Origin of the sequence: Pseudomonas guineae (genome assembly GCF_900113745.1) — a bacterium.
Classification (GTDB): domain Bacteria; phylum Pseudomonadota; class Gammaproteobacteria; order Pseudomonadales; family Pseudomonadaceae; genus Aquipseudomonas; species Aquipseudomonas guineae.
This window is the reverse complement of the sequence record NZ_FOQL01000001.1, coordinates 1,867,629-1,893,504: the sequence shown is the minus strand read 5'-3', so window position 1 is coordinate 1,893,504 and position 25,876 is coordinate 1,867,629. Positions and strand designations below refer to the sequence as shown.

Sequence of the window (25,876 nt, the reverse complement as noted above, 5' to 3'; positions counted from 1 at the left end):
GGGGTAAGCCGCCGCACACCGATAGGGCTATGGCATTAACGACCTGACTTGATCGTGGTCCAGCTGCGAGTCATGGTGCGCTGCACCTTGGCCGGCAGATCCGGGAAGGTGTAAATCTTGGCCATGGTTTCGGCGTCCGGATAGACACCCGGGTCGTTGCGCAGCACGTCATCCACTAGCGGCGTTGCCGCGGCGTTGCCATTCGGGAACTGCACGAAGTTGGTGATGTTGGCCATCACCTCAGGCTTCATCAGGTAGTTGAGGAACACGTGGGCTTCTTCAGTGTTCTTCGCATCAGCCGGGATGGCCAACATGTCGAAAAAGCTACCAGCGCCTTCTTTAGGGATTTTGTAGGCAATATTTACGCCGTTTTTGGCGTCTTCAGCACGGGCCTTGGACTGATACAGGTCACCCGAATAGCCGATGGCAACGCAGATGTTGCCGTTAGCCAGGTCACCAATGTACTTGGAGCTGTGGAAGTAGGAGATCGACGGACGGACCTTGAGGAACAGTGCTTCGGCTTTCTTCAACTCGGCTTTTTCGGTGCTGTCTGGCTTGAAGCCTAGGTAGTTGAGTGCAGCAGGGAGGATTTCGGTCGGCGAATCTAGGAAGGTCACGCCACAGCCTTTGAGCTTGGCGACGTTTTCCGGATTAAACACTAGGTCCCAAGAGTTGACCGGGGCGTTCTCACCCAGAGCTTCTTTGACCTTGTCGACGTTGTAACCGATGCCGATGGTGCCCCACATGTAGGGAATCGAATACTGGTTACCTGGATCGCTCGGGTCCAAGGCCTTGAGCAGGCTTTTATCGAGGTTTTTCCAGTTCGGCAGTTTCGACATATCCAGCTTCTGGTATACGCCGGCCTTGATCTGCTTGGCCAAGAACGGGTTGGACGGCACCACGATGTCGTAACCGGAGCTACCGGCCAACAGTTTGGCTTCCAAGGTTTCGTTGCTGTCAAAGACGTCGTAGACGACCTTGATGCCGGTTTCCTTCTGGAAGTTATCGATGGTGTCTTCTGCGATGTAGTCGGACCAGTTGTAAATGTGCAGGACTTTGTCTTCCGCGTAGGCGGCACTCACCACAGCCCCAGTAAGGGACAACGCGAGAAGGGTTTTGCCGAATATTTTCATGCGTACAGCTCCTGTTGTTGTAGTCGTTTCCGCAAGGTGCGCAGCCATCTGCAGCACCTCCCGGTGAGCCTGACACACGCATTGGCGCAGTCTGGCAAGGTCACTCCTCTGTTTCAATATTCAGCCCTAAACTATTGAAAAACAAAGCATATAACCCTTAAGCCAGCACCTCTGCTGCAGTCAGGTCGAGGCACTTACGCGCCTTTTCCAGTAATTCATCGATCTCCGCATGGCTGATCACCAGCGGCGGCGAAATGATCAGGGTGTCGCCAACGGCGCGCATGATCAGACCATTATTAAAGCAGTGACCGCGGCAGATCATGCCCACACCGACATCTCCCGCAAAACGTTTACGGCTGGCCTTGTCTTGCACCAGTTCAATGGCACCCAACATGCCAACGCCGCGCACTTCACCCACCAACGGGTGATCTGCCAACTCACGTAAACGCTTTTGCAAATACGGTGCCGTTTCTGCTTTAACGCGCTCAACAATCATTTCTTCGCGCAGAATCCGCAGGTTTTCCAGGGCCACAGCAGCGGCCACCGGGTGCCCGGAATAAGTGAAGCCGTGGTTGAAGTCGCCACCCTGGTTAAGCACCTCGACGATTTCGTCGCGCACAACCAGCCCGCCCATGGGGATGTAGCCGCTGGTCAGGCCCTTGGCGATGGTCATCATGTCCGGGGTGTTGCCGTAATAATCGCTGCCGAACCACTCGCCGGTACGGCCGAAACCACAGATCACTTCATCGGCGACAAACAGAATGTCGTACTTGGCGAGAATTTCGCGGATGCGCGGCCAATAGCTGTCTGGCGGAATGATCACCCCGCCCGCGCCCTGGATTGGCTCGGCAATAAAGGCGGCAACATTGTCTTCGCCGACTTCGAGGATTTTCTGCTCCAGTTGATCAGCTGCCCAAATACCAAATTCATCCGGGCTCATATCACCGCCCTCACCGAACCAGTACGGCTGGGGGATGTGCACGATGCCTGGGATCGGCAGGTCGCCCTGCTCGTGCATAAACTTCATACCGCCCAGGCTCGCACCGGCGACGGTAGAACCGTGATAACCGTTGATGCGACTGATGATGACTTTCTTGTTCGGCTGACCTTTGACCGCCCAGTAATGGCGCACCATCCGCAGCATGGTGTCGTTACCTTCCGAGCCCGAGCCGGTAAAGAACACGTGGTTCATGCCAGGCGGGGTCAACTCGGAAATCGCTTTGGCCAACTCCAGCGCCGGTGGCGTGGCGGTTTGGAAGAACATGTTGTAGTAGGGCAGTTCTTGCATCTGTTTGGCGGCGGCGTCTGCCAGCTCTTTGCGACCATAACCAATCGCCACACACCAAAGCCCGGCCATAGCATCGAGGATCTTGTTGCCCTCGCTGTCCCACAGGTATACGCCGTCAGCCTTGGTGATAATGCGCGGCCCGTTCTCTGCCAGCTGTTTGAAATCGCTGAACGGCGCGAGGTGGTGTGCGCGGCTCATGGCCTGCCACTCGCGAGTTTTCGGGTTGGTCACTTGACTGTTCATAACAACACCTTGGATTACATAAGCTGCACATTGCAGCCCAGGAAAATACTTGGCAGTGGCTGACGCCGGGATCACCCGCGCCAGCCACCTGATGGTTACACCGACAGCAGCAGGAACTCACGTTCCCAGGAGCTGATGACGCGCTTGTAGTTCTCGTGCTCGGCGCGCTTGACCGCGACATAGCCACGCATGAACTTCTCGCCGAGGTACTTCTCGGCGGCCTTGCAGGCCTCCATCCGCTCAAGCGCATGCTCAATGGTGATCGGCAGTCGCAGATTACGGCGCTCGTAGGCGCGACCTTTGACTGGCGCACTTGGCTTGAGGTCTTCAACCATGCCCATGTAGCCGCACAGCAGCGACGCGGCGAGCACCAAGTAGGGGTTGGCATCGGCACCGGCCAGGCGGTTTTCTACGCGGCGGTTCTGCGGTGTGGCTTCCGGTACGCGTAGGCCGACAGTGCGGTTCTCTTCGCCCCACTCGACGTTCACCGGTGCCGAGGTGTCCGGCAGGAAGCGGCGGAACGAATTGACGTTCGGCGCGAACAGCGGCAACAACTCAGGGATGTACTTCTGCAGGCCGCCGATATGGTTCATAAACAGCTGGCTCATGCTGCCATCGGCATTCGAAAACAGGTTCTTGCCCGTCTTGATGTCCACCACACTCTGGTGAATGTGCATCGCGCTGCCCGGCTGATCGGTGATCGGCTTGGCCATAAAGGTCGCGGCCACATCGTGCTTGAGCGACGCTTCACGCATGGTGCGCTTGAATACGGTGATCTGGTCAGCCAGATGCAGCGCCTCGCCATGACGGAAGTTGATTTCCATCTGTGCAGGGCCGTCTTCGTGAATCAGCGTGTCGAGGTCGAGCCCCTGGATTTCACACCAGTCGTAGACGTCTTCAAATAACGGATCAAATTCGTTAGCCGCATCGATAGAGAACGACTGACGGCCCACTTCAGGACGCCCGGAACGGCCCATCGGGGCTTCCAACGGGAAGTCTGGATCGCTGCAGCGCTTGGTCAGATAGAACTCCATCTCCGGCGCGACGATCGGCTTCCAACCCTTGTCGGCATACAGCTTGAGAATATTCTTGAGGATGTTGCGCGGTGACAGCTCGATCGGATTGCCCTGCTTATCGAAGGTGTCGTGGATCACCATAGCCGTCGGCTCGAGGGCCCAGGGTATAAGGAAGGCCGCGTTCTCATCGGGGCGGCAGAACATGTCGATGTCCGCCTCGTCGAGCAGGTCGTAATAGATGTCGTCCTCGACGTAGTCGCCGGTAACGGTCTGCAGCAGCACGCTCTCGGGGAGGCGCATGCCCTTCTCGTCGAGGAACTTATTGGTCGGCGAGATTTTACCGCGGGCAATGCCGGTAAGATCGCTGATCATGCATTCAACTTCGGTGATTTTGCGTTCTTTCAACCAGCTTGAAAGCTGGTCTAATTTGGTGCTCATAGAGACCTCAGGGTTAGTGAGAGCCAACTTATATAGCGTCGGCTCAGCGTTGCCTCATCATCTTCCTGCAAGCCTCACCAAAGGCCTGGAAGATGGCGAGATAATTCGGGTTGGATCGTACCTGCCACTCAGGGTGCCATTGCACCCCCAAGGCAAAGCTTTTGGCACCTTCGACGGAGAAGGCTTCGATCAACCCGTCAGGCGCCAGTGCTTCTACGTGAAGGCCCGGCGCCAGACGCTGAACGCCCTGGCCATGAATGGAATTGACTTGAATCTCGTCCGGCAAGCCGATGCTGGCGAGCAGCCCGCCAGGCTGCACATGCAGCGCGTGACGCAGGCCATATTGATGTTCTGCGGGCAGATCAGCGGGTTCACGATGATCCATCAACCCGTCGACCTCGTGCACGCGCTGATGCAATGTCCCGCCGAAGGCCACATTCATCTCTTGAAAGCCACGGCAAATGCCTAGCACCGGGATACCGGCGGCAATTGCTGCTTTAATCAGCGGAAGTGTCGTATTGTCGCGCGCCGGATCATGGGCAGTGCCAGCTTCGCTGACGTCGCCTGCATAATGGTGGGGCTCAACGTTGGAAGGCGAGCCGGTGAATACCAACCCATCCAGTTGCTGCAGCAGGTAAGCCTGATCAAGCTGTTCACCCAGCGCAGGGATAATGACCGGCATACCACCGGCAACCTGAACAATAGCTTGTAGGTATTTATCACCGGCTGTGTGATAGAGGTTGTGCCCGATCTGCTTGGTACAGGCACTAACGCCGATTATCGGCTGGCGCGACATGAGACACCCATTTTATTGCTGTTATAGGTTTTAACCGAGCTTAGCGTTGTTCATTTTTTTTCACAACAGTCATGTAAAAAATTGAACACACCCGACTGAGCACCCCGAAATACAAGGGCCTCACCAGGACTTAACTGCCCTGTAACGCCCTGAAAATGGTCATAACGCCCCAATTAGGGGCAAAACATGCCTCTCTTGACAGCATCAGGTGTTTAAGATTGACTCACACCTGTGCAATTGCATGATTGATATTTTTAACATAAAAGGTGTTGCATCATGTCTGTACCCCCGCGTGTCGTTCAGCTTAACGAAGCGAACGCGTTCCTTAAGAAACACCCTGAGGTCTTGTTCGTCGACCTTCTAATTGCAGATATGAATGGTGTGGTGCGCGGCAAGCGTATCGAGCGCGCGAGCCTGCACAAGGTTTACGAGCGCGGCATCAATCTCCCGGCATCTCTATTCGCACTGGATATCAACGGTTCGACGGTGGAAAGCACCGGCTTGGGCCTGGATATCGGCGACGCCGATCGTATCTGTTATCCCATCCCCAACACCCTGTGCTATGAGCCTTGGCAGAAGCGCCCGACCGCGCAACTGTTAATGACCATGCACGAACTGGAAGGCCAGCCGTTTTTTGCCGACCCGCGGGAAGTGTTGCGTCAGGTGGTTGAGAAGTTCGACGAACTAGGCCTTACCATCTGTGCTGCCTTCGAGCTGGAGTTCTACCTGATTGACCAGGCTAACGTGAACGGCCGTCCACAGCCGCCACTTTCGCCGCTATCAGGTAAGCGCCCACATTCGACGCAGGTGTACCTGATCGACGACCTCGACGAGTACGCCGAGTGCCTGCAGGACATTCTTGAAGGTGCCAAAGAGCAGGGCATTCCTGCTGATGCCATCGTCAAGGAAAGTGCACCGGCGCAGTTCGAAGTGAACCTTCACCACGTCGCCGACCCGATCAAGGCCTGTGACTACGCGCTACTGCTTAAGCGTTTGGTTAAAAACATCGCGTACGACCATGAAATGGACACTACCTTCATGGCCAAGCCGTACCCGAACCAAGCGGGCAACGGTCTGCATGTGCACATCTCGATTCTCGACAAAGATGGCAACAACATCTTCTCGTGCGAAGACCCTGAGCAAAACGATGCCTTGCGCCATGCCATTGGCGGCGTACTGGAAACCATGCCGGCATCGATGGCCTTCCTCTGCCCTAACGTCAATTCCTACCGTCGTTTCGGTGCACAGTACTACGTGCCAAACTCGCCGAGCTGGGGTATCGACAACCGCACCGTCGCCTTGCGTGTACCCAATGACTCGGCCGATGCCGTGCGCATCGAGCACCGTGTAGCGGGCGCAGACGCCAACCCTTACCTGTTGCTATCCGCCGTTTTGGCCGGTGTGCACCACGGCCTGACTAACAAGATCGAGCCGGGCGCGCCTATAGAAGGCAACTCCTACGAGCAAAACGAGCAGAGCCTGCCGAACAACCTGCGTGATGCCCTGCGTGAGTTGGATGACAGTGAAATCCTGGCGCGCTATATCGACCCGAAATACATCGATATCTTCGTCGCCTGTAAGGAAAGCGAGTTGGCTGAGTTCGAGAACTCAATCTCTGATCTCGAGTACAACTGGTACTTACACACCGTTTGATGCAACACCCAACGCCGGCCTTCGAGCCGGCGTTTTTTATTCCGTACATAGCGTCACCTGCCCCTATTCGCTCCCAGGCGCGATGACGGGCAAGTTGCGCCGCGAATTCCTACTGACGCGACTCCAACCTTTCGGGAGATCACCATGCCTCGCCTACTTGTCCTACTGCTGCTTACCCTGACGCCGCTGCTGGCCAGTGCCGAAGAGGTGATTCGCGTCTACAACTGGAATGACTACATTGCCCCGCAGGTGCTCAAGGACTTCGAAGCCGAGACGGGCATTCGCGTGGAATACCACACCTTCAGCACCGACTCAGAACTGGCCGATAAATTGGCCAGCGGTGAGGCCATTGATGTCGCCGTACCCACGCACAGCGCCTTACCGGCGATGATCAAGAGCGGCCTCCTGCAACCACTGGACTTCAAGCTGCTGCCTAACCGCAAGCACCTCGACAAGCAGCTGCTCAGCACCTTGGTTGCCCTCGATGCGGGCAACCGCCATGCGCTGCCTTATCTCTGGGGTGCGGTAGGCCTGGCAATTAACACGCCGCAAGCCGAAGCCGCGTTTGGCGGCCCGCTTCCAGACAGCTGGAGCCTGTTGTTCAATGCCGAGCAGAGTTCACGCCTGGCCAGTTGTGGCATCAGCGTACTGGATGCCGCCGACGAGACCCTGACACTGCTACTCAACTACCAAGGTCGCAGCCTCACGCGCAGCGCACCGAGTCGAGTCGAGCGTTCCAGCAAAGTGCTCGACGGCTTGCGCCCCAACTTGCGCTATATCGACAGCGAGCGTTATATCGACGACCTTAATCAGGGCAGGCTGTGTGTGGCCATGGCATGGGTCGGCGATGCGCTGGCAGCCGCCGACGCGGGGCAGCCGGTACGTTTTGTGGTGCCGGAAGAAGGCTCGATTCTGTTTATCGATAGCCTGGTCATTCCAAGCAGCGCCAAACGCCCCGATTTGGCCCACCGCTTTATCAACTACCTGATGCAGCCCAAGGTCGCCGCGCTAATCACCGCAGAAACCCTCTACCCCAGCGGCAATGCCGACTCCCGGGAGTTTCTCGACGAGGCACTGCGAAACCAACCCGGTTTATACCCGGACCGCGACACCAAACGCCGCCTGCACGCCTTGGAAGCGCCGCCAGAAAAGCACAGGGCGACCATCGACGCGGTGTGGGCGCGCTTCCGTGAGGACAGTTGAGGATACGACGGGTTATCGACGGAGAGAGGTGCTGGGCGGCATCCATCGTTAGCCGCAAAACAGCTTAGAACACACCGCCAAAGCACCCGCTGTACGACTGATGCGCCCGCTGGCACATCAGTCGCCAAGTACTTACTTAACCAGCTGGCGCCAGGCCTTTAGCGAACCGATGGTCAATAGCTGCGCCTTGCGCGCCGCCAGTACCTCCGGATCAATGGCCTGATTGGCCAACTCGACCAGTTTGTTCAGCTCACCGTACAGCCGGTCAACTTCTGGCACCTCCAATACCTCACGCGCCAGGTGCAACCAGACCAGCAAGCGCTCGATGCGTGGCAACTGCTCGGCCAAGTCTTCCGGCTGCTGCTGGTAACGACGCAGCTGCAGGGCAGCGCCCTCGTCAGTAATCAAGGTCGGTAACCAGTTACCCAGCGGCGCGGCACCCTGACGGTTGCCACGGTTATTGCGCTCTAAGGTCCAGCTGCGCGCCAGCAACCAGCGCGAGGTGGTCAGGGAGAACAGGCCCCAGCGGGTGGCCTCGAGCTCAGCAGCGAACTGCATCGGGGCATTTTTACGCACCTGCTCATCCAGCTGACCGGCCAACAGTCGCGGCCGCCACTCCAGCAGCAACGCATCGAGCAATTCACGCAGGGCATGACTGCTCGCACGTGGTGCGGCCTGGCCGAGACTGCCGAGCAGAGCACGCAAACCGACCAGTTGCTCCAACCACTCGACCAACAAACGCCAATGGCCATTGAAACGGTACTGCTCAGCCAAGCGCTGGCTACTGCCCAGCAAGTGCCAGGCCAGCGCGACAACGCTGTCATCCAGGCTGGTTTCAGCGCTCACCGCAGGCGCAGGCAGATTCAGGCTGTAACTGTTGGCGTCGAACAAACGATAACCGCGCTCGGCCTTACTGATGTCACACGGCATCAGTGCTAGATCCGCTGCCAACTCGGCGGCCAACTCTAACAACGCATCAGGGTCGCCCTGGCGCAGCTCCAGCTCCAGCTCGCAGATTTCTTCCTCGCCTTCCCCGGCAATCACTTTGCCCAGATCTAGGGCGGCCTCGATCACCACCTTGGCCTTACCACGACCCCAGGCGATTTCCGCCTTCTCGCGGATAAAGTCGGTGGTGAAGATCGGCGCCAGCTGCTTCTTGTCCAATTCAGCCAGGGCCGCGGGCCAGCAGCTGTCATCGAGTTTTTTCAGATCCAGCTTGGCTTTGGCCAGGTTCCAGTCCCACTCGTTGCGCTCAGACAAGCCGGCGACGCTTTGCCCGCGGGTTTTCAGGGTCTGGATAAATTGCTCACCGTCACGGCGCACGCGCAGCGCCACCTTGGCCGCCGCCAGATCGCGCGCCGGCGTATCGAAGTACTGATTGAACAGTTCGCGCTGCTCCCAACCACTCTTGTTGCGCTTCTTTAGCAACGGGTGATCACGCAGGGCGGCCAGGGTTGCACGGCTAACCCGCAGTTTAATTTCGGTTTCTTTGTTCATGATGATGGGAGTCAACGCCTACTATGAAATTGTTTCAGTCCGATTACCTGCGCTGGCGAGCCTGCGGACTGATCCGTATACTTGCCGCCTTCTTAACGCCAGGGTTCACCCTATGCCAGTCAATCCATTTGCGAGCCTGTTTGGCCGCTCACCCATTGGGCCGATGCAAAAGCACTTTGCCAAAGCTCATGAGTGCGCAGCGAACCTAGTGCCTTTTTTCGAAGCCGTAATGGTCGAAGACTGGGCTAAGGTCGAACAGGTACAACAGGAAATGGCCAGCCTCGAAGGTGAGGCCGACAAGCTCAAGAAAAGCGTGCGCTTGCACCTGCCCAAGAGCCTGTTCCTGCCCGTGCCGCGCTCGGACCTGCTTGAACTGTTGAGTGTACAGGACAAAGTTGCCAACCGCGCCAAGGACATCGCCGGCCTTATGCTCGGTCGGCAAATGACCATTCCGCAGCCGCTGCAACAGCTGATGCGCGCGTTTGTACAACGCACCGTGGATGCCAGCGCCCAGGCGCTGAAGGCCATGAACGAGCTCGACGAGTTGCTGGAAACCGGCTTTGGTGGCCGCGAAGCGGTGCTGGTCGAATCCATGGTCATGGAACTGGAACAAATCGAACGCGACACCGACAAGATGCAAATCGAAGTGCGGCGTACGCTGTTCAAACTGGAAAAGGATCTTCCTGCGGTCGATGTGATGTTCCTCTACAAGATCATCGAATGGATCGGCGACGTAGCCGACCGTGCCGAACGTGTCGGCAACCGACTGGAACAACTGCTGGCGCGCTAATGCGCCAGTGTCCTTTCTGGAATCTACGGATTAATTATTTATGTCTCTGATTGCGGACTACGGCCTCGTATTGCTGCTGCTTGCCTGCCTCTTCGGCTTTTTCATGGCCTGGGGTGTGGGTGCCAATGACGTGGCCAACGCCATGGGCACCTCGGTGGGCTCGCGCGCACTGACCATCAAACAGGCGATCCTGATCGCCATGGTCTTTGAATTTGCCGGCGCCTATCTGGCCGGCGGCGAGGTCACCGACACCATCAAAAACGGCATTGTTGATGCAACGATGATCACCCCGGACCTCATGGTATTGGGCATGATGTCGGCACTCTTGGCAGCCGGCACCTGGCTGCTGGTAGCGTCGACGCGCGGCTGGCCGGTCTCGACGACGCACTCCATCGTCGGCGCGGTGATCGGCTTTGCGGCCGTTGGCGTGTCCATGGACGCGGTCAACTGGGCCGGTGTAGGCCCGATCGTGGCCAGCTGGGTGGTGTCGCCGCTGCTCTCCGGATTTGTCGCTTTCTGGCTGTTCGTCAGCGTGCAAAAGCTGATCATCGACACCGACAACCCCTTCCTTAATGCCAAGCGCTTCGTGCCGCTGTACATGTTCATAACCGGCTTTATGGTCAGCATCATGACCCTGACCAAAGGCCTCAAGCACATAGGTTTGAACCTCTCCACCAGTGAAGGCTTTCTCCTCTCCATGGGCGTAGGCGGCGTGGTTATGCTGCTGGGCATCGCCCTGCTGAGTCGGATCAAAATCGACGTCGAAGCCGACAAAGACTTTCACTACGCCAGCGTGGAGAAGGTCTTTGCCGTCCTGATGATTTTCACCGCCTGCGCCATGGCCTTCGCCCACGGCTCCAATGACGTGGCCAACGCAGTCGGCCCATTGGCAGCGATTGTCGGGGTGATCCAGTCCGGCGGTGAAGCCGTCATTGGGACCAAATCCGCCGTACCAGGCTGGGTGTTGCTCCTCGGCGCGGTGGGCATCGTCATCGGCTTGGCCACCTACGGCTACAAGGTGATCGCCACCATCGGTAAGGAAATCACCGAGCTGACCCCTAGCCGCGGCTTTGCGGCCGAGCTGGCCACCGCCACCACCGTGGTCGGCGCGTCGGCCATGGGCTTGCCGGTCTCTACCACTCACACGCTGGTGGGCGCGGTACTGGGTGTGGGCCTGGCGCGCGGCATTGGCGCATTGAACCTGGGCGTGATCGGCAAAATCTTTATCTCCTGGCTGATCACCCTGCCGGTGGGCGCTGCGCTGTCGATTTTCTTCTTCTTTATCCTGCGCGGCATCTTCCTCTAAGCACCTCACGGTTTTATCTCTGCAAGCGTTGGCCCTATGATGGGCTTCGCTTGCGGAGATAGCCCATGCCCCTGCCTTCCCTCAAAGACCAATTCGCTGCCCTGATTGCCGCCCCGTCGGTGAGCTGCACTCAGGCGCATTGGGATCAGTCCAACCGCCCCGTCATCGACCTGCTCTCGAGCTGGCTCGGCGACCTCGGATTCACCTGCGACGTGCAGCACGTTGCCCCCGGCAAATTCAACCTGCTCGCCAGCTATGGCAGCGGCCCAGGCGGCCTGGTGCTAGCCGGACACAGCGATACCGTGCCTTTTGATGAGGCGCTGTGGCAGACCGACCCGCTCAAGCTCACTGAAGTCGATGGCCGCTGGGTGGGCCTCGGCAGTTGTGACATGAAGGGGTTCTTTGCGCTGATCATCGAAGCCGTGCAACCGCTACTCGCCCAGCCCTTTAAGCAGCCGCTGCTGATTCTCGCCACCTGCGATGAAGAAAGTTCGATGTCTGGCGCTCGCGCCCTGGCCGCAGCCGGACGGCCGCTGGGGCGCGCAGCGGTGATTGGTGAGCCGACCGGGCTGAAACCAATTCGCTTGCACAAAGGCATCATGATGGAGCGCATCGATATTCTCGGGCAAAGCGGCCACTCCTCTGATCCGAGCCTGGGCCACAGCGCCCTGGAGGCCATGCAGGACGTCATGTTGGAGCTGCGTAACTTGCGTAGCCAGTGGCAGCGCGAGTTCAACAACCCACAATTCAGCATGCCGCAGCCAACCCTGAATTTCGGCTGCATCCATGGCGGCGATAACCCCAACCGCATCTGTGGCCAATGCGCACTGGAGTTCGACCTGCGCCCCCTGCCCGGCATGCAGCCGGAAGCTTTACGCGCGGCGATCCGCCTGAAACTGCAACCGCTGGCCGAGCAACACCAGGTGAAAATCGACTACGCACCCCTCTTCCCCAGCGTGCCTCCGTTTGAGCAAAACGCCGATGCCGAACTGGTGCGTGTCGCCGAACGCCTGACCGGGCACATCGCCGCCTCAGTGGCATTTGCCACCGAAGCGCCTTATCTTCAGCAACTTGGCTGCGAGACCCTGGTACTCGGCCCAGGCGATATCGACTGTGCTCACCAGCCGGGCGAATACCTGGACACATCACGCTTGCAGCCGACCGTCGAAATACTGCGCGGACTGATCAATCATTACTGCCTGCAACCCAACCAACCGACTGTGCCACCTGCAGGAGAGAACGCGTGAAGCTGCCCCAACTGCGACGATAAAAGCGCTCTCGGCTGCCTCGTCTGGCGCACGCGCGCCAATCCATGCGTTTCATACTCGACACAGGCTTTTCACGTAATGCACGACCACGTCAACTGGCTCCGCCATGCTTCGCCCTATATCAATGCCCACCGCGACTGCACCTTTGTGGTGATGTTGCCGGGCGAAGGGGTTGCCCACCCGAATTTCGGCAATATCGTTCACGACCTGGTGCTGCTGCACAGCCTCGGCGTGCGTCTGGTACTGGTGCACGGCTCACGCCCGCAGATCGAGATGCGCCTGGGCGAGCGCGGCCTAACCCCGCGCTATCAGCACAACCTGCGGATCACCGACGGGCCGACCCTGGAGTGCGTGATTGATGCCGTCGGCCAACTGCGCATCGCCATCGAGGCGCGCCTGTCGATGGACATGGCGCGCTCGCCCATGCAAGGCTCACGTATGCGCGTGACCAGCGGCAACTTCGTCACCGCGCGGCCGATTGGCGTGGTCGATGGCGTCGACTACCACCACACCGGCGAAGTGCGGCGCATCGACCGCAAGGGCATCAACCGCCAGCTGGATGAGCGCAGCATCGTACTGCTCTCGCCGCTGGGTTATTCGCCCACCGGCGAGATCTTCAACCTGGCCTGCGAAGACGTTGCCACGCGCGCCGCCATCGACCTGGATGCCGACAAGCTGCTGCTGTTCGGCGCCGAGTCCGGCCTGCTCGACGACGCCGGAAAGTTAGTACGCGAACTGCGTCCACAACAGGTACCCGCGCATTTGCAGCGCCTAGGCAACAGCTACCAGGCGGAGTTGCTCGACGCCGCTGCTGAGGCCTGCAAGGCCGGGGTACGGCGCAGCCACATCGTCAGTTATACCGAGGACGGCGCCCTGCTCAGCGAGCTGTTCACCCGTACCGGCAACGGTACCCTGGTGGCCCAAGAGCAGTTCGAGTCACTGCGTGAAGCGAGCATCGAGGATGTCGGCGGGCTGATGGAACTGATTACCCCACTGGAAGACCAGGGCGTGCTGGTGCGCCGCTCACGCGAGGTGCTGGAGCGCGAGATAGAGCAATTCAGCATCGTCGAGCGTGAAGGGCTAATCATCGCCTGCGCCGCGCTGTACCAGATTGCCGACTCGGATTTTGGCGAGCTGGCCTGCCTCGCGGTCAACCCGGCTTACCGCCATGGTGGTCGCGGCGACGAATTGCTTGAACGTATCGAGGAACGCGCCCGTGCTCAGGGCCTGAAAACCCTGTTCGTGCTCACTACCCGCACCGCCCACTGGTTCCGCGAGCGCGGTTTCGAGCTCAGCAGCGTCGACCGCCTGCCCGCCGCACGCGCCTCGCTGTACAACTACCAGCGCAACTCACAGGTGTTTGAAAAAGCACTCTGAAACCAATAGATGTAGGAGCAGGCTTGCCCGCGATCAGCGGTTTAAGCCATCTCGGGCAAGCCGGAATGCCGGCCAGCCACTCCTACAAGTTACGCTTCGGCAAATGGGTCGGCAGGTACAAACCGAGATAGGCATCGAATACCCGCATGCCTTCCTCGGCCATACGTGGGGTGATTGCCCCATGCAATTGCACTGAGCGGGCATAAACGCGGTCGCCCAGTTCCATGGCCAGGGCGAACACGTCCACATCCTCCGGCAGCTGCGGCAAGGGGAAGTGGCGGTCGAACAACACCCGCATGGCCTGGCCCAGCTCGATGTCGTGCTGGCGATCGGCCTGGGTCACTTCAGCCAGGCCGTGCTGCGCCAGAATCAGCTGGCGCGCAGCGGCATCGGCCGCGTAGATCGCCAACATGCGCTGCTCGACCAACCGCGAAAGATCACGCCAGTCGCGCAGGCTGGCATGCTCTACCGGTTCCTGCAGGCAGGCACGAAACGCCGCGTGAATATCTGCCGTCAGCGCTTCAAGCAACGCCGGCACGCTGGCGAAAAAGTGATACACCGAAGATGGCGGAATCTGCGCGCGCTCGGCCACGCTGTAGATCGACAGACTGGCAACGCCATGCTCGGCCAGTAACTCACGCGCAGCAGCCAGGATGCCGGCGATTCGGCTCTGGCTACTGGCGCGGGGTTTGCGGGCAACAGGCAGACGTGACATGACGAGACTCTAAAGCAAGGGTGCGCTATTGGACGCTAAGCAGCGGCCCGCTCGCAAGTTTCTCACCGGTTTCGGATCTCGCGAGCTAGGGCGACACAAGGCAAAAATGACCAAGGAAGCGGAGTTTACGAGTTGTACATGAGCATTACTCGCTTCACTCGCCCTCCGGGTCGCGCTAAAGCGCGCTAGCCGCAAGCGGCTTGCCGAAGCCATTTTTAACGCAGTATCGCCGACGCGCAGCAGATCCGAGGAGTCAAACGCGAGCGCCGCGCACACCTTCAGCAAGCGCCGCACACAGACTCAGCACACCCTCCACTGCCTGCTCGCTGCTAGTGGCATTAGCGATCTGATCGATCAGCGCCGAGCCGACGACTACGCCTTCGGCCAGACGGGCGATGGTGGCCGCATGCTCCGGCGTACGAATGCCGAAACCAATGCACAGGGGCAGGTCGGTGTGCCGGCGCAGACGGGTCACGGCTTGCTCGACGTGCTCCAGCGTGGCCGAGCCGGCACCGGTTACACCGGCCACCGAGACGTAATAGACGAAGCCAGAACTGCCGTTGAGCACGGTCGGTAGGCGCTTGTCATCAGTAGTCGGGGTAGTCAGGCGGATAAAGTCGATACCCGCCGCTTGAGCCGGATCGCACAGGTCAACGTTATGCTCAGGCGGCAGGTCGACCACGATAAAACCGTCAACACCAGCCTCTTTGGCTTCAGCGATAAACTTGTCGACGCCATATTTGTGAATCGGATTGAAGTAGCCCATCAACACCAGCGGCGTCACCTGCTCGCCTTCACGGAACTCGCGAACCATTTGCAGGGTTTTTGCCAAATCCTGCTTGCCTTCGAGGGCACGGATGTTCGCTAGCTGGATCGCAGGACCATCGGCCATTGGATCTGTGAAAGGCATACCCAGCTCAATCACATCGGCACCGGCCGCAGGCAGGCCCTTAAGGATGGCCAGGGAAGCGTCATAGTTCGGGTCGCCGGCGGTAACAAAGGTCACCAAGGCGGCGCGATTTTGCTCTTTCAGTTCGGCAAAGCGGCTCTGCAGGCGGCTCATGCATGCTTCTCCTGTTGTTCCATGTGGTGCACGATGGTTTGCATATCCTTGTCGCCGCGACCTGACAGGTTGACCACCATCAGGTGATCCTTGGGCAGGTTTGGCGCACGCTTGAACACTTCGGCCAGGGCGTGGGCGGTTTCGAGCGCCGGAATGATGCCTTCCTGGCGGCAGCAGATGTGGAACGCCGCCATGGCTTCTTCGTCGGTGACCGAGGTGTACTCAACGCGACCGACTTCATGCAACCAGGCGTGCTCTGGGCCGATGCCGGGATAATCCAGGCCGGCGGAAATCGAATGGGCGTCGATGATCTGACCGTCATGGTCTTGCAGCAGGAAAGTACGGTTACCGTGCAGTACGCCCGGTACGCCACCGTTCAAGCTGGCGGCATGCTTGCCAGTTTCAATACCGTAGCCAGCCGCTTCCACACCGATGATCTGCACATCTTTGTCATCGAGGAACGGGTGGTACAGGCCGATGGCATTCGAGCCACCGCCGATGCAGGCAATCAAACTGTCGGGCAGGCGGCCTTCTTGAGCGAGCATCTGATCTCGGGTTTCTTTACCGATAACGGACTGGAAATCGCGCACCATGGCGGGATATGGGTGCGGGCCGGCTACGGTGCCGATCATGTAGAAGGTGTTGTCGACGTTAGTTACCCAGTCGCGCAGGGCCTCGTTCATCGCATCCTTGAGCGTGCCGGTGCCCGCAGTAACCGGTATCACGGTGGCGCCCATCAGCTTCATGCGCAGCACGTTGGCATGCTGGCGATGAATGTCCGTGCTGCCCATGAAGATCACGCACTCCATGCCGAAGCGCGCCGCCACGGTGGCGGTGGCCACGCCGTGCATGCCCGCGCCGGTCTCGGCGATGATGCGTTTCTTGCCCATGCGCTTAGCCAGCAGCACCTGGCCGATGCAGTTGTTAATCTTGTGCGCGCCAGTGTGGTTGAGCTCTTCACGCTTGAAGTAAATCTTCGCGCCGCCGCACATCTCGGTCAGGCGTTCTGCGAAGTACAGTGGGCTTGGACGGCCGACAAAATCACGCTGAAAGTAAGCCAGCTCCTTCTCGAATTCAGGGTCGAGCTTGGCCTTCTCGTATTCAGCCGCTAGGTCGTGGATCAGCGGCATCAGGGTTTCGGCGACATATTGGCCGCCGAACGAGCCAAACAGGCCGTTGGCATCAGGACCAGCGCGGAAGGAAGTCATGGCGTTCTCCTTTAGAAAGTGGCGCGGTAGGGCGTCAGCATGGCAACTCGATGACCCTGCTTCTACTGCAATGCACACAGGATAAAGCTGTGGCGCGTGTGACAAAAGCGATAAGATTGCCGCAACATGTCAGGAAAACTCACAGATGAACCAACAGCTTCCACCGCTCAACGCCCTGCGCGCCTTCGAGGCCGCCGCCCGGCTGAACAGCATCAGCCTGGCCGCCGATGAACTGCATGTCACGCATGGCGCGGTCAGCCGCCAGGTTCGCGTCCTGGAAGAGCACCTCGGTGTAGCCCTGTTCAGCAAGGATGGTCGTGGCCTTAAACTCACAGATTCAGGGATTCGCCTGCGCGATGTCAGCGGTGATGTGTTCAACCGCCTGCGCAGCACCTGCGCCGAGCTGCAGCAGGGCCAGGCCGATGCGCCCTTTGTCCTGGCTTGTCCGGGCAGCCTGCTGGCACGCTGGTTTATTCCGCGCCTGGACCGTCTCAACCGCGAGTTACCGGAACTGCGCCTGCAGTTGTCCGCCAGCGAAGGTGAACTGGACCCGCGGCGCAGCGGTGTGGACGCCACGCTGTGGTTCGCCGAGCCGCCCTGGCCAGCGGATATGCAGGTCTTCGAGCTGGCTGCCGAACGCATCGGCCCGGTGCTTAGCCCACGTTATGCGCACTTCGCCGCACTGCATCAGGCTCCCGCCGCAGCCCTGCTGAGCGAACCCCTGCTGCACACCAGCTCACGCCCGCAAGCCTGGCCCAGCTGGGCAGGCAGCAATGCGTTGGACGCCTCGACACTGAAACTCGGCCAGGGCTTCGAACACCTTTACTACCTGTTGGAAGCGGCCGCCGCTGGCTTGGGTGTGGCGATTGCGCCGCAGCAACTGGTCGCCGATGACCTTACCGCTGGTCGACTGGTAGCGCCTTGGGGCTTTGTTGAAACCGCAGCGCGTTTGGCGTTGTGGGTACCGGCACGTCGCCTGGACAAGCGCGCTCAACGTTTGGCCGAGTGGTTGCGCTGCGAACTCGACCGCTGACCCATCATTAATAGGCAGACCGCCGGTACCTCAGCTAGCGTTCAAGCAACCACTAGAAGGAGAGCACCCATGTCCGATCATCACACCTACAAGAAAATCGAAATCGTCGGCTCCTCGAAAACCAGCATCGAAGATGCCATTGAGAATGCCCTGGCCGAGTGCGCCAAATCAGTGCGCAATATGGATTGGTTTGAGGTCGTAGAGACCCGCGGGCATATCGTCGACGGCAAGGTAGGCCACTATCAGGTCACCCTGAAAATCGGCTTTCGCATGAGCAACAGCTAGTCAGCTTAGAGCCGCTTGGTCACTGCAAGCCAGTGGCCAGGCACAACACCACATAGGTATCTCACGCTCGACAAATGCCCCCAGCCCTTGGAATCCGCAGAACAAACCCCACTATCTAACTAAGGTATTGGCGCACTGCTGCGCCGTGCAAACGGATAACCCACAGGCAACCCGATGAGCGCACTCGCACAGAGCAAATTCTCCACCCTTGATCTTGTCCCGATTCGTGACGACGGCAACGCCGCCCAGGCCCTGCACAACTCCCTGGCACTGGCGCAGCATGTCGAACGTCTGGGGTTTGAGCGCTTCTGGGTGGCCGAACACCACAACATGGATGGTATTGCCAGCTCGGCCACCTCGGTACTGCTGGGCTATCTGGCCGCTGGCACCACAAGCATTCGCCTGGGTTCAGGCGGTGTAATGCTGCCCAACCATGCCCCGCTGGTGATTGCCGAGCAGTTCGGCACTCTGGCTACCCTCTATCCGGGCCGCATTGAGCTGGGCCTGGGCCGCGCCCCGGGGGCGGATCACTTTACCGCGCAAGCCCTGCGCCGCGACCGCATTGGCAGTGCTGATGACTTCCCCGCCGATGTTGAAGAACTGCAACGCTACTTGGGGCCGCGCACAGCGAATCAACAAGTGATCGCCATGCCTGGCACGGGCACTAATGTGCCAATCTGGCTACTCGGCTCCAGCCTGTTCAGCGCCCAATTGGCGGGTGAAAAAGGCCTGCCCTATGCCTTCGCCTCGCACTTCGCACCGCGCTATATGCATGAAGCAATTCGCGTCTACCGCAACCATTTCAAACCCTCTGCGGTACTCGACAAACCTTACGTGATGCTCGGCGTGCCGCTGATTGCGGCCGACACGGATGAACAGGCCGAATACCTGGCCACCTCGGCTTATCAGCGCATTCTGGCGCTGATTCGCGGCCAGAGCCTCGTGCAGAAACCGCCGGTTAGCAGCATGCAAGGATTGTGGCTACCGCATGAGGAAGAGGCAGTGAGCAGTTTCCTGGGCCTGGCGATGATCGGCGGCCCGGAGAAAGTTCGCGCGCGCTTGGAGGTGTTGCTGGAACAGACCGGCGCCGATGAGCTGATTTTTACCTGTGACCTGTATGACTTCGCCGACCGCCTGCATGCCTTCGAGTTGGTCGCGCAATTACGCTAAGACTTATTTATCGAACTTATACCGCCCAAGCTTGCTCTCAACCCTGTAACCCCACGCACAGGAGAAGCCCGATGAAGAAGACAGCATCAGCCCACTGGCAAGGTGGCATCAAGGATGGCAAAGGTACGATTTCGACCCAAAGCGGCGCGCTGAACAAGGTGCCTTATGGCTTTAATACGCGCTTCGAAGACCAGCCCGGTTGCAACCCCGAAGAGCTGCTCGGTGCGGCCCACGCGGGCTGCTTTTCCATGGCCCTGTCCAAGGAGCTGGGCGACGCCGGAATGACTGCCGAGAGCATCGACACCCGCGCCGAGGTCACCCTCGACAAACAGGATGGCGGCTTTGCTATCACCGCCGTGCACCTGTCTTTGCACGCGAAAATCCCCGGAGCCGACCGCGCGGCCTTCGAGAAAGCTGTTGAAACCGCAAAGAATGGCTGCCCCGTATCCAAAGTACTGAACGCCACGATCACCCTGGAAGCGGTACTCGATAGCTGATCGCTAATCTAGAACCTGCTAACGATATAGCGAGCTAGAGCCCTGCAAGGCAAAAACAGGCAAGGAAGCGGAGTGTACTGGTGTACATGAGCATTCCGAGCCTGTTTTTAACACCGCAGAGCCGACGCGCAGTAGATCGTTCCTCAGAACGTACCGCAGCGCAGCACTTTGCCGCGCGCCAGCACATTGCGCTGCGCATCATAGAGCCAGGCCTGGGCCTTCATCTGCATGGGCCTGGCCTCTAGCCGGTAGCGCTGCCCGGCGACGAAGTTGTCATGCCGCACACGGATTTCGCAGGTCACCTGCCGCGGCTCAGAGAGACCATCCAGGCCACCACCGCTGCTCACCTCAAACTGAAAACGCGCCTGCAACTCATGGGCACCGTCCGGCACCTGAAAGTAGCGACCATCGTTCAGCCGCTGACCATCGAGACGATCGGCCATTAGTAGGGTGCCAGCATGACTGCGCAGCTCAACCCAGGCTTGGTTAGGGTCAGGTGATGGTACGGGCGAGGCGCAGGCACTAAGCACCAGCACACCACTCAATAGGCCTAGATAACGCATGGCAGACCTCCACAGTTGCACTGTTCGCTAGCCTACGCCGATCCTGCGCTGGTAGCGTGGCAGCCGGTCATTTAATGGGTAATTCGTAATGTTCGACGCTCTACGCTGGCGCTGGGTTCCGCTAGTAGCCGCGGCGCTGCTGAGCGGTTGCAGCAGCCTGGATTACTACAGCCACCTGGCCCGCGGACAACTGCAACTGTTAAAGGCCCGCGAGCCCATTGCTGAGCTGCTGAATAGGCCGACGGTCGACCCTGGACTCAAGCAGCGCCTGGCACTGGCGCAACGAGCCCGCGACTTTGCCAGCGCGCACCTGGGTCTGCCAGACAACCAGAGCTATCGCCTGTATGCCGATATCCAGCGGCCCTACGTGGTATGGAATGTGTTTGCCACCGAGGAATTTTCTCTCGCGCCTAAGCTGCACTGTTTCCCTATCGCCGGCTGCGTGGCCTATCGCGGCTACTACAGCCAGAGCCGCGCGCGCGGGGCGGCGGCACTGCTGAAGCAGGAGGGGCTGGATACCTACCTGGGCGGCGTTGAGGCCTACTCCACCCTGGGCTGGTTCGATGACCCTATTCTCAACAGCATGTTGCGCTGGAGTGATGAACGCCTGGTGGCGGTGATCTTCCACGAACTGGCGCACCAACAGTTGTATGTGGCCGACGACACCGCATTCAATGAATCCTTCGCCAGCTTTGTCGAGCGCGAAGGCCTGCGCCAATGGCTCACCGCGCACGGCCTGTCGCCCAACGACGCGCTAGGCAATGCGCAACGCGAGCAATTCGTCGCCCTGGTATTGGCTAGCCGGGCGCGCTTGCAGCTGCTCTACGACAGTAACTTAGCGCCGGCGCAGATGCGCATCGGCAAACAGGCGGAGTTCGCCCGCCTGCGCGCCGAATACCGCACGCTGCAGGAGCGGAAGTGGAACGGTGCAGGCTTCTACGACAACTGGATCAATGCACCACTGAACAACGCCAAGCTGTTGCCTTTCGGTCTTTATGATCGGTGGGTGCCGGCCTTCGCGGCACTCTTTGCACAAGCCGGCCACGACTGGCCACACTTCTATCAGCGCGTTGCGGTGCTGGGTAAGCTGCCGCCAGCCCAGCGGCATAAGGCCCTAGCCGAACTATCTGCAGATGCGCAGAACTTGCCTAGCCAATAGTCAGTCCAAGAGCTGTAAACCGTGTTCGCGCAAAAGGAGCAATGCAATGAACAAAGTCACCCTGGCCATACTGCTTGGCCTGCTCAGCAGCAGCCTGCTGGCTGCACCTAAAGACTGCGAAGAGTTACGCGCGGAGATTGAAGTAAAAATCCAGGCCGCCGGCGTGGCCAGCTACACCTTGGAAATCGTGCCCAACGAAGACGCCCAAGACCCCAGCATGGTGGTCGGCAGCTGCGACGGCGGCACCCAAAAAATCATCTATCAGAAAAATGGCTAACCCTCGGCCGTAGGATGGGTTAGCCGCGCAGCGACGTAACCCATCGTCAGCACCGCATGGGTATCGCTACGCTCCACCTGCGCGGCCCGACCCACCCTACGTATCAGCCCACAAATGCTTGGTGCAGCTCGGCCAGGCTGTTGAAGTGATAAGTCGGCGCCTCGGCCTGCAACTCTGCAGCACTGCCAAAACCATAGCCCACCGCCGCCGCATGCAAGCCATTACGCTGCGCGCCGATCAGGTCGTGCTTGCGATCACCGATCATCAGCGTGGCGTCGCGCGGTAACTGTTCCTGCTCCAGCAGATGGGCGATCAGCTCAACTTTATCCGTGCGCGTGCCGTCCAGCTCGCTGCCGTAGATCACCTTGAAGTGCTTCGCGAAACCAAAGTGCTTAGCAATCTGCTCGGCAAATACCGTCGGCTTGCTGGTGGCAATAAACAACGTGCGCTGCTGGTTCTGCAGCAGCTGCAACAACTCGCCAACGCCGTCGAACAGCTGATTCTCATACAAGCCCACTTCACGAAAACGCTCGCGGTAATGATTCACCGCCTGCCAGGCCGTAGCCTCGTCGAAGTTGTAGCTGTGCATAAAACACTGCAACAGCGGCGGCCCGATAAAGTGCTCAAGCGCTTGCAGATCAGGCTCATCGACACCCAGCTTGGCCAGCGCATGCTGCACCGAACGGGTAATGCCCTCACGCGGATCGGTGAGGGTGCCGTCAAGGTCAAACAGAATATTGGTGTAGTGCATCATCAGCTGCCGTAGCCTTCCATCAGGTGCTGGTCCTTCAACCGCACGTAGTTATCGGCGCTGTAGCGGAAGTAGCTGCGCTCTTTCTCACTCAGCTCGCGGGCTTTTTTCGCCGGGCTGCCGAGGTACAGATAACCGCTTTCCAAGTGGCTGCCGGGCGGCACCAGGCTGCCGGCGCCGAGCATCACTTCCTCATCAATCACCGCGCCGTCCATGACGATGCTGCCCATGCCAATTAATACGCGATTGCCAATGTTGCAACCATGCAAGGTGACGTTATGGGCGATGGTGACATCGTCGCCGATAGTCAGCGGGTAGCCGCGCGGGTTGAACGGGCCGGCGTGGGTAATGTGCAGCACGCTACCGTCCTGGATACTGGTGCGCTCACCGATGCGGATGCTGTGCATGTCGCCCCGGATCACCACCAGCGGCCAGATCGAGCTGTCCGCACCAATTTCCACATCGCCGAGCACCACGGCCGATGCATCGACAAACGCCCGCGAGCCAAGCAGGGGAGTGAACTGCTGGTAAGTTCGAATTGCCACGATAGAACCTCTTAAGCTGCGTCTGACCTTGATTGTAATTAAGATGGCACCCATGTTCAGGGTATACGCGCTGTTATATCAACGGCCGGTATCCACTCAAGCCCACCCTGGGAGCCTTTTGCGCCCGCCGGGGTCACAGCTGCAACCCCACTCCGTTACAGGTGACCTGTCGTGACTGCCAATAATCCGCTGCTGCAAGCCTTTGATCTACCGCCCTACTCCGCCATTCGCCCTGAGCATGTTGAGCCAGCGGTGGACAGTATTTTGGCCGACAGCCGTGCAGCCATGACCCGACTGCTTGAACAACAGTCTGGCACACCCAGCTGGGACGGACTGGTGCTGACCGTGGATGAGCTAGGCGCGCGCCTGGGCCAAGCCTGGAGCCCGGTCAGCCACCTGAACGCCGTGTGCAACAGCGCTGAGTTACGCACCGCTTACGAGGCCTGCCTGCCCAAATTGTCTGAGTACTGGACTGAGATCGGCCAGAACCAACCGCTCTTCCAAGCCTACGAAAAGCTTGCCAGCAGCCCCGCTGCCGCCGGTTTTGATGTGGCGCAGACAACCATTCTCGAGCACGCTCTGCGCGACTTCCGCCTGTCCGGTATTGACCTGCCGGCCGAGCAGCAGAAGCGCTACGGCGAGATCCAGATGAAGCTCTCCGAGCTGGGCAGCACCTTCTCCAACCAATTGCTCGATGCAACTCAGGCCTGGACCAAGCACGTCACGGACGAGGCGGTGCTGGCTGGCCTCACCGACTCGGCCAAGACGCAGATGCAGCAAGCCGCTGCCGCCAAAGAGCTGGACGGTTGGCTGATCAGCCTGGAATTTCCCAGCTATTTCGCAGTGATGACTTACGCCGATGACCGTGCCTTGCGTGAAGAGCTGTATGCCGCTTACTGCACCCGCGCCTCCGACCAAGGGCCGAACGCCGGACAGCATGACAACGGCCCGGTGATGCTGGAAATCCTCGCCCTGCGTCAGGAACTGGCCAAGCTGCTAGGTTTTGCCAGCTACAGCGAGCTAAGCCTGGCCAGCAAAATGGCCGAAAGCACCGATCAGGTATTGACCTTCCTGCGTGACCTCGGGCTACGCGGCAAACCCTTTGCCGAGCAGGATTTGCGCGAGTTGCAAGCCTTCGCCAGTGAGCAGGGCTGTAATGACCTGCAAAGCTGGGACGTCGGCTACTACAGCGAGAAGCTGCGTGAGCAGCGCTACAGCATTTCCCAGGAAATCCTGCGCGCCTACTTCCCCATCGACAAAGTGCTCAGCGGTCTGTTTGCCATCGTCGAAAAGCTCTACGGCATCCAGATCAAAGAGCTGTCCGGTTTCGACGCCTGGCACGCGGATGTGCGCCTGTTTGAAATCACCGAGAACGGCCAGCACGTCGGGCGTTTCTTCTTCGATCTCTACGCCCGCGCCAACAAGCGCGGCGGCGCCTGGATGGACGGTGCCCGCGATAAACGTCGCACGGCCGATGGCACGCTGATCAGCCCGGTGGCCAACCTGGTGTGCAACTTCACCCCTGCAGTCGGCGGCAAGCCAGCGCTGCTAACCCACGATGAGGTCACCACCCTGTTCCACGAATTCGGCCACGGCCTGCACCACCTGCTGACCCGCGTTGAGCATGCCGGCGCGTCGGGCATCAACGGCGTGGCCTGGGATGCGGTCGAACTACCGAGCCAGTTTATGGAGAACTGGTGCTGGGAGCCGGAAGGCCTGGCGCTGATCTCCGGCCATTATGAAAGCGGCGAACCACTGCCGCAGGACTTGCTGGACAGAATGCTGGCGGCGAAAAACTTCCAGTCCGGTTTGATGATGGTGCGGCAGATCGAGTTCAGCCTGTTCGACTTCGAGCTGCACGCCACCCACGGCGACGGCCGCAGCGTGCTGGACGTACTAGAGGGCATCCGCAGCGAGGTTTCGGTGCTGCGTCCGCCGGCCTACAACCGCTTCCCCAACAGCTTCGCGCACATCTTCGCCGGCGGTTACGCGGCCGGCTATTACAGCTACAAGTGGGCCGAAGTATTGTCCGCCGATGCCTTCTCCAAATTCGAGGAGGACGGCGTCTTCAACAGTGCTACTGGGCAAGCGTTTCGCGAGGCGATTCTGGCGCGCGGCGGGTCGCAGGCGCCGATGGTGCTGTTTGTCGACTTCCGTGGGCGCGAGCCGAGCATTGATGCCCTGCTGCGCCACCTCGGCCTGAGCCAGGAGGCCGCATGAGCGACGCACCGGTGAACATCAGTGCAAAACGCTTTATCGCCGGTGCGGTCTGCCCGGCGTGCAGCGAAATGGACAAAATCCAAATGTGGAATGTCGACGGTGTACCCAACCGCGAATGCGTGGCCTGCGGCTACGCCGACACCCTCGATGAGCGCGGCAACTCAGTGCCCAAAGAGCTGCCCACGCGGGTCAATATCAGCGCGTTGAAACCTAAGGTTGCTAACCCCAAGGTGCAGACGGTGCAGTTTTTCCCCAATCCCAAGCTGAAAAAATAACTGGCGGCTATTTTTAGCGTCACGCAGCGACGACCTGCAGAGTGGCTGCCAGGGATGGCTGGCCGTAAAAACCAACGGGATAAAATACGTCAAGGAAGGCGAACCAG

The 25,876-nt window shown here is 59.5% G+C and carries 25 protein-coding genes; 14 read left to right on the top strand and 11 right to left on the bottom strand.

Going from position 1 to position 25,876, the window contains the following annotated elements; translation table 11 throughout:
• Window positions 1-35 precede the first annotated feature (35 nt).
• The 4 genes from BMZ32_RS08530 to BMZ32_RS08515 all read right to left on the bottom strand — a co-directional run bounded on the left by BMZ32_RS08530 (window position 36) and on the right by BMZ32_RS08515 (window position 4,914).
• Entirely contained in the window at window positions 36-1,133 is a 1,098-nt protein-coding gene (locus tag BMZ32_RS08530; protein WP_090241324.1) for a polyamine ABC transporter substrate-binding protein, read from the bottom strand.
• Window positions 1,134-1,290: 157 nt separating this feature from the next.
• On the bottom strand, window positions 1,291-2,664 hold the full coding sequence (locus BMZ32_RS08525) for an aspartate aminotransferase family protein (protein WP_090241322.1): 1,374 nt from the start codon (window positions 2,662-2,664) through the stop codon (window positions 1,291-1,293).
• Window positions 2,665-2,759: 95 nt separating this feature from the next.
• On the bottom strand, window positions 2,760-4,118 hold the full coding sequence (locus BMZ32_RS08520; RefSeq protein ID WP_090241321.1) for a glutamine synthetase family protein: 1,359 nt from the start codon (window positions 4,116-4,118) through the stop codon (window positions 2,760-2,762).
• Window positions 4,119-4,161: 43 nt separating this feature from the next.
• The gene (locus tag BMZ32_RS08515) at window positions 4,162-4,914 is read right to left on the bottom strand and encodes a gamma-glutamyl-gamma-aminobutyrate hydrolase family protein (protein WP_090241319.1); all 753 of its coding nucleotides are present in this window, start codon (window positions 4,912-4,914) and stop codon (window positions 4,162-4,164) included.
• Window positions 4,915-5,190: 276 nt separating this feature from the next.
• Here BMZ32_RS08515 and BMZ32_RS08510 point away from each other — a divergent pair, with 276 nt between their 5' ends.
• Both BMZ32_RS08510 and BMZ32_RS08505 read left to right on the top strand, forming a co-directional pair.
• Entirely contained in the window at window positions 5,191-6,567 is a 1,377-nt protein-coding gene (locus BMZ32_RS08510; protein ID WP_090241318.1) for a glutamine synthetase family protein, read from the top strand.
• Window positions 6,568-6,711: 144 nt separating this feature from the next.
• Window positions 6,712-7,770, top strand: a complete 1,059-nt coding sequence (locus BMZ32_RS08505) for an extracellular solute-binding protein (RefSeq protein WP_090241316.1) — start codon at window positions 6,712-6,714, stop codon at window positions 7,768-7,770.
• 132 nt (window positions 7,771-7,902) lie between these two features.
• On the opposite strand, the gene BMZ32_RS08500 is transcribed toward BMZ32_RS08505, so the two are convergent.
• Complete coding sequence (locus BMZ32_RS08500) at window positions 7,903-9,267, bottom strand: CYTH domain-containing protein (protein WP_090241314.1); 1,365 nt, start codon at window positions 9,265-9,267, stop codon at window positions 7,903-7,905.
• A gap of 112 nt (window positions 9,268-9,379) precedes the next feature.
• Here BMZ32_RS08500 and BMZ32_RS08495 point away from each other — a divergent pair, with 112 nt between their 5' ends.
• The 4 genes from BMZ32_RS08495 to argA all read left to right on the top strand — a co-directional run bounded on the left by BMZ32_RS08495 (window position 9,380) and on the right by argA (window position 14,008).
• Window positions 9,380-10,057: a TIGR00153 family protein gene (locus BMZ32_RS08495; protein WP_090241313.1), complete on the top strand. Its 678-nt coding sequence runs from the start codon at window positions 9,380-9,382 to the stop codon at window positions 10,055-10,057.
• Window positions 10,058-10,097: 40 nt separating this feature from the next.
• Window positions 10,098-11,363, top strand: a complete 1,266-nt coding sequence (locus BMZ32_RS08490) for an inorganic phosphate transporter (RefSeq protein WP_090241311.1) — start codon at window positions 10,098-10,100, stop codon at window positions 11,361-11,363.
• Between the two features lie 65 nt (window positions 11,364-11,428).
• Window positions 11,429-12,610: an acetylornithine deacetylase gene (gene argE / locus BMZ32_RS08485; protein ID WP_090241309.1), complete on the top strand. Its 1,182-nt coding sequence runs from the start codon at window positions 11,429-11,431 to the stop codon at window positions 12,608-12,610.
• Window positions 12,611-12,709: 99 nt separating this feature from the next.
• Complete coding sequence (argA, locus tag BMZ32_RS08480) at window positions 12,710-14,008, top strand: amino-acid N-acetyltransferase (RefSeq protein ID WP_090241308.1); 1,299 nt, start codon at window positions 12,710-12,712, stop codon at window positions 14,006-14,008.
• Between the two features lie 82 nt (window positions 14,009-14,090).
• Here argA and BMZ32_RS08475 read toward each other — a convergent pair whose 3' ends face one another.
• From BMZ32_RS08475 to trpB, 3 genes are all read right to left on the bottom strand, one after another.
• The gene (locus tag BMZ32_RS08475) at window positions 14,091-14,723 is read right to left on the bottom strand and encodes a TetR/AcrR family transcriptional regulator (protein ID WP_090241306.1); all 633 of its coding nucleotides are present in this window, start codon (window positions 14,721-14,723) and stop codon (window positions 14,091-14,093) included.
• 253 nt (window positions 14,724-14,976) lie between these two features.
• Window positions 14,977-15,786: a tryptophan synthase subunit alpha gene (gene trpA / locus BMZ32_RS08470; protein WP_090241304.1), complete on the bottom strand. Its 810-nt coding sequence runs from the start codon at window positions 15,784-15,786 to the stop codon at window positions 14,977-14,979.
• Window positions 15,783-16,994, bottom strand: a complete 1,212-nt coding sequence (gene trpB, locus BMZ32_RS08465) for a tryptophan synthase subunit beta (RefSeq protein ID WP_090241303.1) — start codon at window positions 16,992-16,994, stop codon at window positions 15,783-15,785. The genes trpA and trpB overlap by 4 nt, the downstream gene beginning before the upstream one ends.
• Before the next feature lie 145 nt (window positions 16,995-17,139).
• Here trpB and BMZ32_RS08460 point away from each other — a divergent pair, with 145 nt between their 5' ends.
• The 4 genes from BMZ32_RS08460 (at window position 17,140) to BMZ32_RS08445 (ending at window position 19,979) form a co-directional block, all read left to right on the top strand.
• The gene (locus tag BMZ32_RS08460) at window positions 17,140-18,027 is read left to right on the top strand and encodes a LysR family transcriptional regulator (RefSeq protein ID WP_090241301.1); all 888 of its coding nucleotides are present in this window, start codon (window positions 17,140-17,142) and stop codon (window positions 18,025-18,027) included.
• Window positions 18,028-18,096: 69 nt separating this feature from the next.
• Complete coding sequence (locus tag BMZ32_RS08455) at window positions 18,097-18,312, top strand: dodecin (RefSeq protein WP_090241299.1); 216 nt, start codon at window positions 18,097-18,099, stop codon at window positions 18,310-18,312.
• Window positions 18,313-18,486: 174 nt separating this feature from the next.
• The gene (locus BMZ32_RS08450; RefSeq protein ID WP_090241298.1) at window positions 18,487-19,482 is read left to right on the top strand and encodes an LLM class flavin-dependent oxidoreductase; all 996 of its coding nucleotides are present in this window, start codon (window positions 18,487-18,489) and stop codon (window positions 19,480-19,482) included.
• Between the two features lie 71 nt (window positions 19,483-19,553).
• Window positions 19,554-19,979 (top strand): OsmC family protein, encoded by a 426-nt coding sequence (locus BMZ32_RS08445; protein ID WP_090241296.1) that lies wholly within the window; start codon window positions 19,554-19,556, stop codon window positions 19,977-19,979.
• 143 nt (window positions 19,980-20,122) lie between these two features.
• On the opposite strand, the gene BMZ32_RS08440 is transcribed toward BMZ32_RS08445, so the two are convergent.
• Window positions 20,123-20,542 carry a PA0061/PA0062 family lipoprotein gene (locus BMZ32_RS08440; RefSeq protein WP_090241295.1) on the bottom strand — a complete coding sequence of 140 codons (420 nt, stop codon included), beginning with the start codon at window positions 20,540-20,542 and terminating at the stop codon, window positions 20,123-20,125.
• Between the two features lie 88 nt (window positions 20,543-20,630).
• On the opposite strand from BMZ32_RS08440, the gene BMZ32_RS08435 reads away from it, so the two are divergent.
• Together BMZ32_RS08435 and BMZ32_RS08430 are read left to right on the top strand one after the other, a co-directional pair.
• Window positions 20,631-21,701 carry an aminopeptidase gene (locus BMZ32_RS08435; RefSeq protein WP_090241294.1) on the top strand — a complete coding sequence of 357 codons (1,071 nt, stop codon included), beginning with the start codon at window positions 20,631-20,633 and terminating at the stop codon, window positions 21,699-21,701.
• Window positions 21,702-21,747: 46 nt separating this feature from the next.
• Window positions 21,748-21,978 carry a DUF1161 domain-containing protein gene (locus BMZ32_RS08430; protein WP_090241292.1) on the top strand — a complete coding sequence of 77 codons (231 nt, stop codon included), beginning with the start codon at window positions 21,748-21,750 and terminating at the stop codon, window positions 21,976-21,978.
• Between the two features lie 103 nt (window positions 21,979-22,081).
• Here the strand turns inward: BMZ32_RS08430 and BMZ32_RS08425 are convergent, their stop codons facing one another.
• Together BMZ32_RS08425 and BMZ32_RS08420 are read right to left on the bottom strand one after the other, a co-directional pair.
• Window positions 22,082-22,729 carry an HAD family hydrolase gene (locus tag BMZ32_RS08425; protein ID WP_090241621.1) on the bottom strand — a complete coding sequence of 216 codons (648 nt, stop codon included), beginning with the start codon at window positions 22,727-22,729 and terminating at the stop codon, window positions 22,082-22,084.
• A 2-nt stretch (window positions 22,730-22,731) separates the two neighbouring features.
• On the bottom strand, window positions 22,732-23,274 hold the full coding sequence (locus BMZ32_RS08420; protein ID WP_090241290.1) for a gamma carbonic anhydrase family protein: 543 nt from the start codon (window positions 23,272-23,274) through the stop codon (window positions 22,732-22,734).
• A 171-nt stretch (window positions 23,275-23,445) separates the two neighbouring features.
• Between BMZ32_RS08420 and prlC the strand changes: the two genes are divergently transcribed.
• Together prlC and BMZ32_RS08410 are read left to right on the top strand one after the other, a co-directional pair.
• Window positions 23,446-25,494 carry an oligopeptidase A gene (gene prlC / locus BMZ32_RS08415; protein ID WP_090241288.1) on the top strand — a complete coding sequence of 683 codons (2,049 nt, stop codon included), beginning with the start codon at window positions 23,446-23,448 and terminating at the stop codon, window positions 25,492-25,494.
• Window positions 25,491-25,769 carry a YheV family putative zinc ribbon protein gene (locus tag BMZ32_RS08410; RefSeq protein WP_090241286.1) on the top strand — a complete coding sequence of 93 codons (279 nt, stop codon included), beginning with the start codon at window positions 25,491-25,493 and terminating at the stop codon, window positions 25,767-25,769. The genes prlC and BMZ32_RS08410 overlap by 4 nt, the downstream gene beginning before the upstream one ends.
• Window positions 25,770-25,876 lie beyond the last annotated feature (107 nt).